We start from the raw sequence: 13,801 nt of genomic DNA, 5'->3' as shown, positions 1-13,801 counted from the left end.
AAGCGATAATATGCTCGAACTTAAGCTCTTTACCGACGGTAGCGTCAATACAAAGCAAAACATTGGTTGTGGTGCCTACCTTATACTTACCGATTTAGCTGCGCCTATAAATACACTTGCGCCGCAAATTAAGGTTAAGCAGTTTGAGCAAACCAGCTCCACTAAATTAGAGTTGCAGATATTTCTACACGGGGTAGAAGCAGCATTAGCGCAAGCTCAAGGTCAATTGCTAACAATAACCGCCTATACAGATTCGCAAAATATAGTGGGGTTGCTCGCTAGGCGTAAACGGCTAGAGCAAGCTAATTACTATTCCAGCAAAGGTAAGCGCCTGAATAACGTTGAGTTGTACCAACAGTTTTATGCACTTGCAGATAGCACTCGCCTCACCTTAATAAAGGTAGAGGGGCATAAAAAAACGCAGCATAAAGACAGTATAGATAAAATATTTAGCTTGGTAGATAAAGCCGCAAGGCATGCACTACGTAATGTGGAGCGTGAGATTTAGAACTTGGCCTGATTAGCAAGAAATAAATAATAAGCAATAAAAACCAATTAAATACCAGAAATAGTTTAAAAATATAGTAAACCGTACGAGAAAGGATATGAAAACCCGCGTAGCAACCGCGCAAGATGCGCAAAGCATTGCCGAACTACATATAGCCAGTTGGCAACAAAACTACACTAATGCGCTTAGTGCTAATTACCTAAACAATATTGCACCTGCCGAGCGCAAGGCACTGTGGACGCAGCGGTTTGCCCAGCCGCAAGCTAACCAGCAAGTATTTGTAGCAGAAAATAACGGCGAGCTAATTGGGTTTGCGTGTGTGTACCATAACCACAACCCAAAGTGGGGTGCCTATTTAGATAATTTGCACGTAGCATCACAATGCCAAGGGCTAGGTGTAGGCAAGCAATTACTGCAAACGGTAGCGAGCTGGTGCTTAACGCAAAATAATAGTGCTAATGCTGGCTTGTGCTTATTAGTGAATCGCAACAACACCAACGCGCAGGCTTTTTACTTGCACTTAGGTGCGCGCAATGCCGAGCAGAGCGTGTGGCACGCGCCCGATGGTAGCGATGTACCCACGTTTTGGTTTGTGTGGGATAGCATGGAACCTCTGCTTAAATAACTTACACCCGTGGGTTAACCGTTATAGTATGTTAATCAGAGTTTCCTTAGCTGCAAATATAAAGGATTAATTGTGAGTAACCCATTAACCGTACTACTAATAGAAGATAACCTAACCATTGCTAGCCAAGTGTGCGACTGTTTAGAGGGCGTAGGTTGGCAAGTGGATCACACAGTTAAGGGGGCGCAAGGTATCGAGCTGGCGCTGGCGCAGGTTTACGATGTGGTAGTGCTAGATTTAAACCTGCCAGATATAGATGGCCTAGAAGTATGCAAAAGCATTAAACAGCAAGCGCTTACCTTCCTGCCTATTTTAATGCTAACCGCACGCGATGCGTTTGACGATAAAGCCGATGGTTTTGGCATGGGGGCCGACGACTACGTAACCAAACCCTTCGAGCTGCGCGAATTAGTTTTACGGTGCAGCGCTTTAGCACGTAGACACAACCTGCATAACAATAAAATACTCCGCCTTGGCAATTTAGAGGTAGATACCGCAAAGCGCACAGCCAGTCGCAGTGGGCAAGTATTACAACTTACCAAAATAGGCTTTGAAATTTTAAGCGTATTGGCGCAAGCCTACCCCCAGCCTGTTACTCGATCTGTACTTATACATAAAGTATGGGCCGACGACCCACCCGATAGCGATGCACTGCGCACTCATATTTTTAGTTTGCGCAGCGCACTAGACAAACCTTTTAACTCGCCAATGCTAACCACCATAATTAATGTGGGTTACAAATTGGAAATAAAACAAGAGTTGAAGCAAGAATTAGAACAAGAGTGTATAAAAGAGTCACGCAATGAAGTTTAAACACAGTATCCAAAAGCGTGTGTTTGCAATCTTTGGCGGTTTCACGCTTGTGGTTGCGCTTGGTTATTCGCTGGCCAGCATTATTGTTGCGTACATAATAGAAGATGAAGTGCTAAACAGGTTGGTCGCGCTAGAAGTAACACGCATTCAAAGTGCATATAAAAAAACGGGCCAATTGCCGCATACAAGCGCTGCATATTTTACTGTATACAAACAAATACAAATGGCCCCAAGCGATATAGCCGCGGCAGCAAGTAATAACACTGTAGGCGAAGTATTTAGTGCATCGGGCAGGCACTACCATATTCGTAAACTGCACTTATCGCCCAATTCGCAAAATACCTACAACGCTATTTTGGTGGCCGATGTAACAGAATTACTCGCGGTAAGAAACCTGCCGCTAAATGTTATCGTTTTTTTAGGGCTGCTAATTGTGCTGGCTATTTCTATAGCGTTATTAGCCGCTTTAATTATTACGCGGCGCACTACCAAGCCAATTGTAGCCTTAGCCAATAGGGTGGGCGGGTTAGAGGTTAACAGCCAACTGGCTTGGCAAACAAACGCCGCACAAAAAACGCAAGCAGAAGATGAAGTAGATTATTTATCGCAAACTATACAAAATGCACTGCAACAATTGCGCGAAGCAATAGAGCGAGAAAGCCAGTTTAACCGCGACGTAAGCCACGAATTGCGCACACCCTTAACCGAAATATTAAACACTTTGGCGCTAGCGCAACAGCAAAGCTTAAGCGCTAACTCTGTGCAACACATTACGCACGCTGCCAATAATATTAAGCACATTGTTACCACTTTACTGGCTCTCGCCAGAGCAGAAACCACACAGCAAGAAGTGTTTGCATTGCAGCCCCTTGTAGAAGAGTGTGTGGTAGGGCTATACACCAAAATAGAAGCTAACAATTTTACTGTAGAGTGCAACCTAACCGACCTTGCCGTTGTGGGGAATCGTCAGTTGGTAGGCTTGGTTATAAATAACTTAATAGAGAACGCCATAAACCACGCGAGTAAACCTGCGCTAGCAATAACGATAAGCAATAGTGAAATTCATTTTGATAACACCTTTTCCACCCCTCTGCCCACCGATGTTACTTTGCCCAACAGCCGCCAGCCGCAAAGCCAAGGTATTGGTCAAGGCTTGTACCTTGTAGAACGCATTTTAGATGTGCTTGGCTGGCAGTACCGCATTTGCGTACAAAATAATACTTATCGCTTAACGGTCATTCCATTGACCGCTAAAGCTGCTTAAATTGCAAATGCTTCTAAATGGCTATTAAAGCAATTTAACGCGAATTTAACATCGTCCCAATTAAGCTGGGGTTTTCTAATTAAGGAGACCCCAATGTTAAAGAAAATAGCGCTATGGTTAGCGGTGGTGGTAGGCAGCCTTACAGTGCTGTTAGTAGCCGTTGGAATATGGGTAAGCAATTTGTTGGCGAGCGATACACCGCGCGAGCAGCTACAAACCGCATTGCCCACCGATTTAACCTATTTAAACAACGGCGTAAAAGAGCAGCGCGGGCGCATATTGGCCGTTGTTACCAGCGCGGGTAGCTCTGCTATTAAAGGTAAAAACCTTGGTTACGAGCTAACCGAATTATCGCGTGCTTACTATGTGTTGCAAGCGAACGGGTTTGAGGTGGATGTTGCCAGTACGCAAGGCGGCAAACCCAAAATGGTAATAGATACTGATGATATGGGCCAACACGATTACGCCTTTTTAAATGATGCCATCGCCCAAACAAAAATTACCAATACCATACCTATAAACCAAGTAAGTGCTAGCCAGTACGACGCTATTTATTTTGTTGGAGGCAAAGGTGCATTGTTCGACTTCCCCAATAATACGGCCATACAAACACTCGTGCGCGACATGTACCAGCAAGGCAAAGTAATAGCGGCTATTTGCCACGGCCCAGCCGCGCTGGTTAATGTAAAGCTCGCCAATGGCAACTTTTTACTTGCAGATAAACAGGTAACAAGTTTTACCAACGAAGAAGAGCTATTTTTAATGCCCAATGCGGCAAAGGTCTTTCCTTTTTTACTAGAAAGCGAATTAAAGCAGCGCGGCGCACGGTTTTACGCAGGCCCACTTTATTTAGACAACCTAATTACCGATGACAAACTTATAACTGGTCAAAACCCTTGGTCGGTATGGGCCACGGCCAACGCTATAGTAAAAGCACTTGGCCATACACCCATACCACGACAAATAACAGCACAAGAGCGCACAGTGAAAATACTTATGGCATTTAACCAAGGCGGAAATAAAGCGGCAAACATACAACTACTAACAACGCCCGCGGGCTGTGCCAACTGTATAGATAGAAACCTAATAGCCATGCATGCACTCGTTGCTACTATGCAAGGAAAGGTAGGTAAGGCGATAGATTTAATAGGCGTGTTAAAAAGGGTGGTTAGACTGGCAGATGCACAAGCATAAAATGAATAAGCAGTGCCGCTCAAAAACTGGCACTGCTTTTAAAATGACTACTCAGTTACTAGTAATTAAATAAATCAATTAAAGCGTGTTCAACGCTCTGGCGTTGTAGCAATAATAATTAAATCTTGTAAAAAGTGTTGCACCTCTTCGCCCCAAATATCGTTGTGGCCATCTATAAGTTCTTCACTTACATAAATATTTAAATAGGGGTTGCGCGGGTGCGATCTATCTAAATGGGTAAGCGCAACTTCTTCAAGCTCTAGCGTGCTACCGTAATCTAATTGCGCCCATCGGTTACCTAAGCTGCGGTAATTAAACGCATCACTGCGCACATTTTCATTGGGCAGTTTTTCTAATGTGTGAGTCCAAAATGGTGCGAAGTGACCAATGGTTTTATTGTCGGCCGAGTATTCGTTTACTTCTATTGCTTTCGCGTTTTGGCTGGTATCTATTAGGCGGTTTAGTGTGTTATGGGTTTTAAATGGCGTTACCCAAAAGCGTCCCATAGGGAAAGCATAGCGCGTAGCCGCATCGGCCTCAGAGGTAAGTACCGCCAAGCGAGGCAGTTGATCGGGGCTGTAATTGCGACAAGGCACGCCCACATCAGAGCAGGATTGGCCAATATCAAACAAAGTAGCAAAGCGCATGGCTTCGAAGGCGGGGTTCATAAGCACGACTAAATCACCAAAACCCTGTGCATTACCTTGGTAGTTTTTACTTTTACGGCTATCAATATAGCGGTCCGCCAATATTTGCTGTAACGAGGTATACACCACTGCGCCGCCAAAGCTGTGGCCTATAACAACCATTCTGCTATTCAGGGGCTTGGGGTTTTCTTGCTCTATGGCGGCTTTAACATTCACAATTTCTTCTAAGCGTAATAACACTTCGCTTACGCCCTGCAGCCCTACCTCGTGGGCCACGGCTTTGCGCCCCCAAAAGGTAGAGTGCTGAATAACCGGCGCGGTAATGGTGTCGCCACGCCAGCCAACATACACACCCAGCACACGGCGTTTGGGCCGGCCATCTTGCTTGCTCGATTGCGCTTCCCTTAAGGATATTTGCTTTAGCATCTCTTTAAACGATGCCACGTTGCCGTCGCCAGGCGCGGCGCTGTGGTGCCAGCCGTGTACAAATACCGTAAGTATTACGTCATCCTGCCCAGCAATAGGGTAGTAATGGTCTAGCACGGTTTGCATTTGCTTGCGGTCGCGCAATTGGCCTTGATCATCGTATTCCACAAAGCCCAACTGAAAATCGCCATCTGTACCTTGGTTATGTATAGATATCGCCTGCTTATCGCAGCTTTGCGTTGGCGATGCATAACACACACTATAGGTATCGCGATAAATTTTATTGGGAGCGCACGCCTGTAGGGTTAATAAGGCGCCAAAAAGCGCTAATGCGGTGGGTATTTTTATTTTTTTAATAAAGCGAAAATAGGCCATTGTTGAATAACTCATTAAGTAATTTGCAAAGAATAGAAAAATAACAGTGTCAATTTCATTACGCTAGCATTAAATTCAGAGATAGCGAGCAGCGTACAATCAACTGTAGACAGCCAATAATTACAGAAAGTGGCCTGCAAGTGGCCTGCAAGTGGCCTGCAAGTGGCCTGCAAGTGGGCTGTAAGGGCAGGGAGTAAGCATGAGCAATAATAGAAAACTATTTAAACTACTAGCACAGATCTGTACGTGTGGTTTGATTGCGAGTGGAATGGCCAGTGCCCACGCAGGTGGTGGTTTATTGGGACAGAGTGGCTATTTAACGGCTGGGCACTTTAAAGTAGAAAGCGAAGACTACAGCGCACTAGAAATAAATTACACAACCGAAGCAACCGATGTGCTGGCTATAAAATACGGCGCAGGCTTCTACGATGGCGCACCAGTAAAATATGGTCGCGACGATTTTGTAGGTGTAACCCTTGCGGGCTATTACCACTTCGACCAAAACATAATTAACCCCTACATAGGCCTAGGCGTATTCGCAGGCTGCACCTACAACTGCAGCTCTGCCGAAAAAGAGCACTACGGCTGCGAAGAAGAAAGCATGTTTAGCCTATACCCAGAGCTGGGCCTAGCCATAAAACTAGATCAATTCTTTATCTACCCCTATGTACGCAGAAGCTTTTCCACCAATAATGGCGGCGAAGCTGCGAATGTGATTGGTTTGGCTGTTGGGTTTGGTATTTAGAGTTGTGTGGGGTTGTGGTTGGGGTAATAATGGGGACAAACTGCGGTATACGACGCAGTATGTAGGGGAAGTATTTAGTGGGTAGAGAAGATTGATTTATAAACCAAAAACGGAATGATAAAATTGAAAATTATATTTTTGAATACTTAAATGTGCTCATCGCAAAGATAGATATAAGTATTGAGGCCTACCGCTCGGCACTAGATCATGAACTGGCTCCCCTTACTTTAAAAACAGACGCTTCATACTCTATTCTCTAGCTATTGCAGAGCAAAAGGAATCTGGCTTTTATGCATCCTCCAATATTATTCTAGATGAGTATCAATAACGCCTCAAGTTTTCACAGTAGCGGTAATGTATAGCAAGCATCTGCGCATGCTATACCTGCATTAGCAGCTGTTTTCTCGAATTAAAAAGTCGTATTTTGATTTCATGAAAAATTTTGTTTGTAAGATGATTAGTTTAAAGAAACGGCGAATATGCGCCGTGTTGTACAAGAATAATTAAGTTATAGCTACGTTCAATATTAGGAGACTTATGAAGTATTTTATTTTGGTAATGGTGTATCTAGTTGTTTCTGGTTGCGCTTCGCTAGGGCAAAAGTTTTCTGAGCCTATGGCAGTAGAGCAAGATAAGGCATTGGTCTATTTCTATCGTCCTGCGAGGTTTTTCCAAGGTGGTGGAGGTCCTGATGTGTATGTTAACGAAGTCAAAGAGTTTCGGATGCATAACGGCGGATACGCATTTAGATATTTCAATCCTGGTGAGTACACTATCAGTACTAGAAAACACTTTAATTGGGGGTTGGAAGGTGTCGATAAGGCGGTTTCCCTGAATGCGGGAGAGGTCTATTATTTTCGAATGGATTTTTCCGATTCTGGAGTTAATGTTATTAGTGTTGGTGGTTTCGCAACAGGGGAGGTGTCTGGGGTGGTCGCTTTTAATTTGATTGAAAATAGCGTAGCCACCACCGAAATCAAGGAAACTAGCCTTATTCAGTAGGAATAGAGCTAAGAGACGCCAAGGTGACACTTATCAGTTCTGCGCATGGTTTAGGCAATAGTGATGCCTGTCTCAACAGGATGGAGAGCGCACCTTATTTTTCATTGGTTTTCGTTATTGTTTTTTTCTGTTATAGCGTTTGGTAGTTCTGTGTTTTTTGATTAGAGGGATAGATCTGCGGATAACACTTTTATGTAGTATTGTTATTTCTGTGTGCTGTTTTTCTTGTTGTGGCTGTAGTTCTTTATCACAGCATGTGAGTGGATCTTCCGCTTACCTAGCCCAGTAGTGATCGGATGCTTGTTATATTGAAGATAGATAACTGATAATCCATTGAAGAGATATTGAATTTATTGTTGGAGTAGATTGGTGGATGGTTATTAAAAAGAGTCGCTCGCAAATACTATATCTGTGTGCGGTGTTATTGATTATACCTGCGTTTCTTCACGGATATATAGCGTTTAAGGGAGGGGTGGCAGAGGTTGCGTTAAAGCTACATGTTTATTTGTTGTCTGTTTCTGCTATTTTTTTTGTACTTGCGTATGGTCTATTCAGGTCGATTAATAAAAAGTTAGTTATATCCGATACCGGTTTGTTGGTTGAGGAGTTTTCTTCAGTTGAATTCCCGTGGTCTACCCTTCGCAAGGCTACAACTAAATCACAATTATTACCTAGAGGTGGTGCTTGCCTTTGGCTGGTATTACATACAAAGAATGATGCGGATTATACAAACCGTACTGTACTAAAGTTAACTAGGTTAATTGGTGTAAATGGTGTTCCGGTATGTAATCTTGCGAATTATCAGGGGGATGCAGGAAAAATTGTATCTATCATAAACTCGAGAGCGGCGCTATAAACGTCTTTGGGAGTTCTGCGCTTATAGAGTAGTGGTGATAGATCTGCAGTTAACAATTATTTGACGGAGGTAGCTTGCTGCACAGGTCTGCTTGTTGTCCCGTTATTTAGTGACCACAGCATATGGGTGGGTATTTTAGTTGACTTAATTCAGTAATCATCTCTTGATAGCTCAATTAAAGGCTCGTTTCGTAGTAATAAGAGGACGACTCGATAGTTGTTGACACCTTTTAGGTACTTTATATGTGAAAGGTTAACTTGGTGGTGTTTAGTGCGGGGCGGGCGCAGCATATTAAAGCGCTACCATTTGCTGGTGTATAGCCGGGTTTATTGGCGTAGGTTACTTCGCCGGTGCTTAGCGTGCAGCTACAAGTGCCGCAGTTACCAGTGCGACAGCTATACATTGGTTTTAAACCCATTTTTTCGGCAAATTGTAATAAGGTACCGTCGTTTGGTGTCCACGTTGCGGTAATGTTACTTTTTGCGAAATATATTTCAGCTCGCTGTGCTGTTTGAAATTTGTTTAGCTGATGGCTTTCAAATGAACCGTCGTCGAAAAACTCATAAAATATTCTAGATTCAGCGATACCCATCGCTTTTAAATTTGTATAGCTTGAGCGCATAAAAGATTCAGAACCACATAGATATACGTCAAAATTATCGGTAGGAAGTATTTTTCTAAGTAGATCTAGCGATATTCTTCCTGATACATCATAGTGCTGTCCTAGTTTGTCATTCAGTTTTGGTTGGGAGTAAATTGTGTAGAGTTGTAGCCATTTGTGTCGTTTGTTGAGGTGTTTTAGTTCATTTGCAAATGTATGTGTCTCTGAATTCTGGGTGCTATGAATAAAATATACATCTTGTGGTTTTTCACCTTTTTCTACTTCTCGAATTAGCCCTTGCAGCATGGCTATCATTGGCGTAATACCAATACCGGCTGACAATAAAACATTTGTTTTTTTGTTGGTTTGTAATGTGAATTTTCCTTCGGGTTGACTTACATAAAGACTATCGCCGGTGTTAATGGTGTCGTGTAATATACGAGATGCTAGGCCAAATTTTTCACGTTTAACGGAAAAGCGATAAGCGTTGCTTAGTGGTGCTTGTGACAGTGTGTACGTTCGCAGGCAGGTAGATGATGTATGGGGTTGCTTGATACTAATAGGTAAAAATTGACCTGGTAGATAAGAACTTAACGCGCTGCCATCTAGAGGCCTAATATAAAACGACGTAACGTCACGGCTTTCCTTTATCTTCTTTATTATTTTAAACTGCTTATATACTCTAGCTGCGCTTTTTTCTTGAGGATTTTCCCATGTGCCTGTGCGTATCAGTGATGGCGAAAGCTCGGTAAGCACGCCTCGCATGGGAAGAAAACTGTCGAGAATAAGGCAATTGCGTACCTTTACAGAAATAATTCGTTCTGCTCCTTCAAATATTCTAGTTAATTCTTTATCCCAGATAATTTTAGCTGTACCCGATATAAGTATAATTTTTCCACTTTCATAATCGGGGAAATATAAGCCCACTCGGCTGTCAGATTGTATATTACCAAGTGTATTAAAAAACTGATTACCACTAAAATCCGGGAAATATAAAGTGTCGTTTTCAACTTTTACGAATCCTGGTTTTCCTCCTCGATGGGAAACATCTAGGCCGTCACGTTTATCGGTAGAAAGACGTTTGGTTCGGGAGCTAATAAAAAATGTATCTGAGGATTCAATCCATTCTGCACAGGTCGAAGTTAGTGTATTCGTTAAAAAAATATCTTCTGTTTGCAAACACTTTTGAGGCGTATCGACCCAGTGTAACTCACGCTTTTGGATATATTGAGGGCAATTACCAAAACTTTGTTCGCATATAACTAAGAAGCTGTTGTTGTTTATCTCTTTAATTGTGCCATTCATACGATTGCGACGGCGTGTATGCAGCTCAATTCCAAGAATGCCTATTTTTTGACTTTTTTTAAAGTTAAGTTTTAGCACGTCCTTAAGTGTGGGGTAGGTTTCTATTTCGAGTGTATTTGCATTGGGTGATTTAATAAAACCAGGCTTTCCATGCAATGGTATAGGCCATGGGAAGCCGTCGAAGTCTGTGATGCTCACTATCACCATGGGAAGATTTGTAAAGAAATCTCGGTGCTGACCGGGCATAGTGGAGCGAATGTACCCTTCGCTGTGCTGTGCTACCATGTCAGCCACGCCCAAACGTTTCTGTACTGCCTTTTCTGCTTGGTGAAACTGGGAAGGTTGTAACCGTTTCATGGTGGAATCCTTGTTGAAATGACTAGTGGTAAACTCAGAATTAGATGGTGGACAAAGGGGCACGTTGCGTACCAATAAAACGTGGCTGACTTTCGATGCGTTCTAGCCAACCTCTAATGGCTGGGTACGATTCCAAGCTAATGTCTCCTTCTGGTGCGAGTGATATGTAGCTATAACCAGCCACATCTGCGACTGTGATGGTATTACCAGCAAGATAATTACGTGTGTTGAGTATTCGTTCTAGAACTGAAAACAGCGTGTATGTTTTTCTTTGAGCTATTTCATAGTCAATGTTTGCACCGAAAACTTTTACCAAGCGCGCAGCGTTGGGGCCGTAAGCGATTTCTCCGGCCGCAACAGATAGCCAGCGCTGTACTTCTGCCGCTTGTACGGGGTCTTGTGGATACCATTCGTAATCATTGTTATATTTTTTCTCTAAGTAGATAATTATGGCGTTTGAGTCAGTTAAGGTTATGCCGTTATCATCAATCGCTGGTACCTGACCAAAGGGACTAATTTTTAGATAGCTGGGTGTTTTGTGCGCACCGTTATCCATATCAAGATCTATAGTTTCATAGGGGACATCCAAAAGCGACATCATTAGTTGCACGCGGTGGCAATGACCAGATAGTGGGTGACGATAAAGTTTAATAGGTGCATTTGCTTTAGGGAATTTCACGTTCATAATATATTCCTAGGTGTAATTTAAAGTTGTGAAATATGTTAAAGCCCATATTCAGTTAGGCTTGGGGTGTGGTTTGGGCGTGTTCCAAGCGGCCAAAGAAATAAACGATCGTCTGCGGCAATTACATGTTCATTGATGCTAGCTATACGGCATTGCATTAACCCATCTTTATTAAATTCCCAATTTTCGTTGCCGTAGGCGCGGTGCCATTGATTTGAGTCATCTCTAAATTCATAAGCGAAGCGAACGGCAATGCGATTTTCAGTGTAGGCCCACAGTTCCTTCACTAGGCGATAATCTAGTTCGCGAATCCATTTTCGCGTGAGCATTGCTATGATTGCTTTGCGCCCACTAATAAACTCGGCACGATTACGCCAAGTGCAGTTTTCGGTGTATGCCAAAGCAACTTTGTGTGGATCACGACTGTTCCAGCCATCTTCGGCTAAACGGATTTTTCGCTTTGCTGTCTCTTCATTGAATGGAGGTAACGGTGGACGTGACATAATGAATCCTTTTTGTTTAGTAACAAGTTGATGCCGCCTAATGGCGGCTTGTTAGCGAGTTAAGAGGCACCTAAAGGGACGACGGCTGGAAAGTCAATAACAGTTTTAAGTGTTTCGTTTAGGTAATTCGTTAGTGTGTTTAAAGCTGTATGGCCAACTATCTCGATGATTTGTGCATCGCTATATCCAGCTGCTCGCACCGCTTCAAAGTCTGCTTTAGACGTCCTTCCTCGTTGTTTCACAATGGTTGCTGCGAATTCAACTGCAGCTGCAGCTTTGGCGTCTAGTGAGCTGCCTCGACGGTTTATGTTAATTTCTTCGCTGCTTAATTTGGCTAAATTTCTACCTAAATAATTATGTGCTGCTAGGCAATAATCACAGCCATTTATTTCTGCAATTGCGAGTGCTATGCGCTCTCTCGTGGCTGCTGGTAACGTGCCTTTAGCAAGCGCACTATTTAAAGCGATATAGCCTTCTAGTGTGTGAGGGCTATTGCTTGTAATACGGAACAAATTAGGCACACTGCCTAATTGTTGGTTTACCGTATCTAATATTGATTGAGATGCTTTTGGTGCTTCTTGTATTGTTTGGGGGGTATTAATACGTGACATTGGAAGTTCTCCTAAAGTTGTTTAATGTTGGTTAGCTAGCTAGAGTTCACTATAAACATCCATCGGCTAGAAATAATTGGTTTTATTTGAAATTGATTGTTGTAGTATTTGGAATAATAGTAAGTGGTAATAACCACCACTTATGCGTAAGCGACCGATATTTAAAGCTCTACGGGGATGTTTTATGAGGTAGATAACGCTTTTTAAGTTGTTGCGCAATAGCTGTTTTTTATGGGTTTGTGGGCGGGATTTATAGAGAGATAAAAATATTTTATGCCGCTTGCAGCAAGATTATTTCTTTGAATATTTAGGTGGCGGGTTCAATAACTATTACGTTCATTGAAATTGAAGCGGGAGTTTCATTAATAATTAAATTATTTCCTGCATGGCAGTTGCTTGTCGGCTTACGACATAATTACAATCAATAAGAGAACACAATTTGTGCTTGATCAATATGTGCTTATAATTTCAACATTGTAAATATCTTTCATTTACTACTAAGCATATAAAGGTAACATTGTTGTATCCTTTAATAGCGGCTGTTGCTCACATCGTCTAGACGCATTAAACCTTTCTTTACTGCAGGTCTTGCAGATATTATTTGGTGCCAGCTTAGAAGGCTATTAAAATTTTTAAATGCTTCCTGTGTGCTCGGTGCTAGTGTCTTCAAAGCGCCAGACACCCAAGGGAAGCACATGATATCCGCGATGGAGTAATGTTTACCGCCAAGAAAGGGGCTCTCTTTTAAGCGATCGTCTAATATATTTAATAATCGTATAGATTCTTCTTTAAAGCGTTGTTTGGCGTAGTTTACGTTTATATTTTTTGTTGAAAAGTGGTTGTATTGCCCAAGTATGGGGCCGAGGCCACCTGTTTGCCAATAGGTCCAGCTTAGTACTTCGGCACGTTCTGCTGGGGCACTGGGTAATAGCTTTTTTCCCGCTGGAAATTTTTCGGCCAGATACACTAATATCGCCCCAGATTCAAATACCCGCGCTCCGGATTGATGGTCAAACAATGCTGGTATACGTCCATTGGGATTTATGTGTAAAAAGTTGGGTTGTTTCTGTGCTCCAATGCCAATGTCCACCTTTATAAGCGTGTAGGGTTGTGCTATTTCTTCAAGCATAATTGTGGTCTTGCGGCCATTAGGCGTATTCCAAGTGTATAAATCAAGCTTACTCATGCGCGTTCCTTAAACGAGGTGACCTTTAAAACTGTTTTGATAAGAGTATAAGTAAGCTTACCTAAAGCTCCCATGGGAATAATTGTTTGTTATTAGAA

14 protein-coding genes are annotated in these 13,801 nt (G+C 42.7%); 8 read left to right on the top strand and 6 right to left on the bottom strand.

Annotated features, from left to right (window positions below; translation table 11 throughout):
* Positions 1–10: 10 nt before the first annotated feature.
* The 5 genes from SDE_RS18005 (at position 11) to SDE_RS17985 (ending at position 4,404) form a co-directional block, all read left to right on the top strand.
* Positions 11–508 carry a ribonuclease HI gene (locus SDE_RS18005; protein WP_011469913.1) on the top strand — a complete coding sequence of 166 codons (498 nt, stop codon included), beginning with the start codon at positions 11–13 and terminating at the stop codon, positions 506–508.
* A 97-nt stretch (positions 509–605) separates the two neighbouring features.
* A complete protein-coding gene (locus SDE_RS18000; RefSeq protein ID WP_011469912.1) occupies positions 606–1,133 on the top strand; it encodes a GNAT family N-acetyltransferase in 528 nt (175 codons plus the stop codon).
* Positions 1,134–1,205: 72 nt separating this feature from the next.
* Entirely contained in the window at positions 1,206–1,946 is a 741-nt protein-coding gene (locus tag SDE_RS17995; RefSeq protein ID WP_011469911.1) for a response regulator transcription factor, read from the top strand.
* Positions 1,936–3,210: a sensor histidine kinase gene (locus SDE_RS17990; RefSeq protein ID WP_011469910.1), complete on the top strand. Its 1,275-nt coding sequence runs from the start codon at positions 1,936–1,938 to the stop codon at positions 3,208–3,210. The genes SDE_RS17995 and SDE_RS17990 overlap by 11 nt, the downstream gene beginning before the upstream one ends.
* 93 nt (positions 3,211–3,303) lie before the next feature.
* A complete protein-coding gene (locus SDE_RS17985; RefSeq protein WP_011469909.1) occupies positions 3,304–4,404 on the top strand; it encodes a type 1 glutamine amidotransferase domain-containing protein in 1,101 nt (366 codons plus the stop codon).
* Positions 4,405–4,493: 89 nt separating this feature from the next.
* On the opposite strand, the gene SDE_RS17980 is transcribed toward SDE_RS17985, so the two are convergent.
* The gene (locus SDE_RS17980) at positions 4,494–5,867 is read right to left on the bottom strand and encodes a hypothetical protein (RefSeq protein ID WP_011469908.1); all 1,374 of its coding nucleotides are present in this window, start codon (positions 5,865–5,867) and stop codon (positions 4,494–4,496) included.
* Positions 5,868–6,051: 184 nt separating this feature from the next.
* Here SDE_RS17980 and SDE_RS17975 point away from each other — a divergent pair, with 184 nt between their 5' ends.
* From SDE_RS17975 to SDE_RS17965, 3 genes are all read left to right on the top strand, one after another.
* The gene (locus tag SDE_RS17975; RefSeq protein ID WP_011469907.1) at positions 6,052–6,597 is read left to right on the top strand and encodes a hypothetical protein; all 546 of its coding nucleotides are present in this window, start codon (positions 6,052–6,054) and stop codon (positions 6,595–6,597) included.
* A gap of 537 nt (positions 6,598–7,134) precedes the next feature.
* Complete coding sequence (locus SDE_RS17970; RefSeq protein ID WP_011469906.1) at positions 7,135–7,599, top strand: DUF2846 domain-containing protein; 465 nt, start codon at positions 7,135–7,137, stop codon at positions 7,597–7,599.
* 373 nt (positions 7,600–7,972) lie between these two features.
* On the top strand, positions 7,973–8,455 hold the full coding sequence (locus tag SDE_RS17965) for a hypothetical protein (RefSeq protein WP_041324875.1): 483 nt from the start codon (positions 7,973–7,975) through the stop codon (positions 8,453–8,455).
* 238 nt (positions 8,456–8,693) lie between these two features.
* Here SDE_RS17965 and SDE_RS17960 read toward each other — a convergent pair whose 3' ends face one another.
* The 5 genes from SDE_RS17960 to SDE_RS17940 all read right to left on the bottom strand — a co-directional run bounded on the left by SDE_RS17960 (position 8,694) and on the right by SDE_RS17940 (position 13,703).
* Positions 8,694–10,718: a pyridoxamine 5'-phosphate oxidase family protein gene (locus tag SDE_RS17960; protein ID WP_011469905.1), complete on the bottom strand. Its 2,025-nt coding sequence runs from the start codon at positions 10,716–10,718 to the stop codon at positions 8,694–8,696.
* Positions 10,719–10,758: 40 nt separating this feature from the next.
* Positions 10,759–11,403: a glutathione S-transferase family protein gene (locus tag SDE_RS17955; protein WP_011469904.1), complete on the bottom strand. Its 645-nt coding sequence runs from the start codon at positions 11,401–11,403 to the stop codon at positions 10,759–10,761.
* A 38-nt stretch (positions 11,404–11,441) separates the two neighbouring features.
* The gene (locus SDE_RS17950; protein WP_011469903.1) at positions 11,442–11,906 is read right to left on the bottom strand and encodes a DUF1348 family protein; all 465 of its coding nucleotides are present in this window, start codon (positions 11,904–11,906) and stop codon (positions 11,442–11,444) included.
* Positions 11,907–11,965: 59 nt separating this feature from the next.
* Positions 11,966–12,517: a carboxymuconolactone decarboxylase family protein gene (locus SDE_RS17945; RefSeq protein WP_011469902.1), complete on the bottom strand. Its 552-nt coding sequence runs from the start codon at positions 12,515–12,517 to the stop codon at positions 11,966–11,968.
* 529 nt (positions 12,518–13,046) lie between these two features.
* Positions 13,047–13,703, bottom strand: a complete 657-nt coding sequence (locus SDE_RS17940) for a glutathione S-transferase family protein (protein ID WP_011469901.1) — start codon at positions 13,701–13,703, stop codon at positions 13,047–13,049.
* Positions 13,704–13,801: the final 98 nt, after the last annotated feature.

Source organism: Saccharophagus degradans 2-40 (genome assembly GCF_000013665.1).
In the GTDB taxonomy this organism is placed as follows: Bacteria; Pseudomonadota; Gammaproteobacteria; order Pseudomonadales; family Cellvibrionaceae; genus Saccharophagus; species Saccharophagus degradans.
Note: the sequence above shows the minus strand (reverse complement) of the source record. Positions and strands in the feature narration are given on the sequence as shown.

Bases quoted from the DNA above. Each gene is read 5' to 3' on its own strand.
- SDE_RS18005 (WP_011469913.1), top strand. From the start codon at position 11: ATGCTCGAACTTAAGCTCTTTACCGACGGTAGCGTCAATACAAAGCAA.
- SDE_RS18000 (WP_011469912.1), top strand. From the start codon at position 606: ATGAAAACCCGCGTAGCAACCGCGCAAGATGCGCAAAGCATTGCCGAA.
- SDE_RS17990 (WP_011469910.1), top strand. From the start codon at position 1,936: ATGAAGTTTAAACACAGTATCCAAAAGCGTGTGTTTGCAATCTTTGGC.
- SDE_RS17985 (WP_011469909.1), top strand. From the start codon at position 3,304: ATGTTAAAGAAAATAGCGCTATGGTTAGCGGTGGTGGTAGGCAGCCTT.
- SDE_RS17980 (WP_011469908.1), bottom strand. From the start codon at position 5,867: ATGAGTTATTCAACAATGGCCTATTTTCGCTTTATTAAAAAAATAAAA.
- SDE_RS17975 (WP_011469907.1), top strand. From the start codon at position 6,052: ATGAGCAATAATAGAAAACTATTTAAACTACTAGCACAGATCTGTACG.
- SDE_RS17970 (WP_011469906.1), top strand. From the start codon at position 7,135: ATGAAGTATTTTATTTTGGTAATGGTGTATCTAGTTGTTTCTGGTTGC.
- SDE_RS17965 (WP_041324875.1), top strand. From the start codon at position 7,973: ATGGTTATTAAAAAGAGTCGCTCGCAAATACTATATCTGTGTGCGGTG.
- SDE_RS17960 (WP_011469905.1), bottom strand. From the start codon at position 10,718: ATGAAACGGTTACAACCTTCCCAGTTTCACCAAGCAGAAAAGGCAGTA.
- SDE_RS17955 (WP_011469904.1), bottom strand. From the start codon at position 11,403: ATGAACGTGAAATTCCCTAAAGCAAATGCACCTATTAAACTTTATCGT.
- SDE_RS17950 (WP_011469903.1), bottom strand. From the start codon at position 11,906: ATGTCACGTCCACCGTTACCTCCATTCAATGAAGAGACAGCAAAGCGA.
- SDE_RS17945 (WP_011469902.1), bottom strand. From the start codon at position 12,517: ATGTCACGTATTAATACCCCCCAAACAATACAAGAAGCACCAAAAGCA.
- SDE_RS17940 (WP_011469901.1), bottom strand. From the start codon at position 13,703: ATGAGTAAGCTTGATTTATACACTTGGAATACGCCTAATGGCCGCAAG.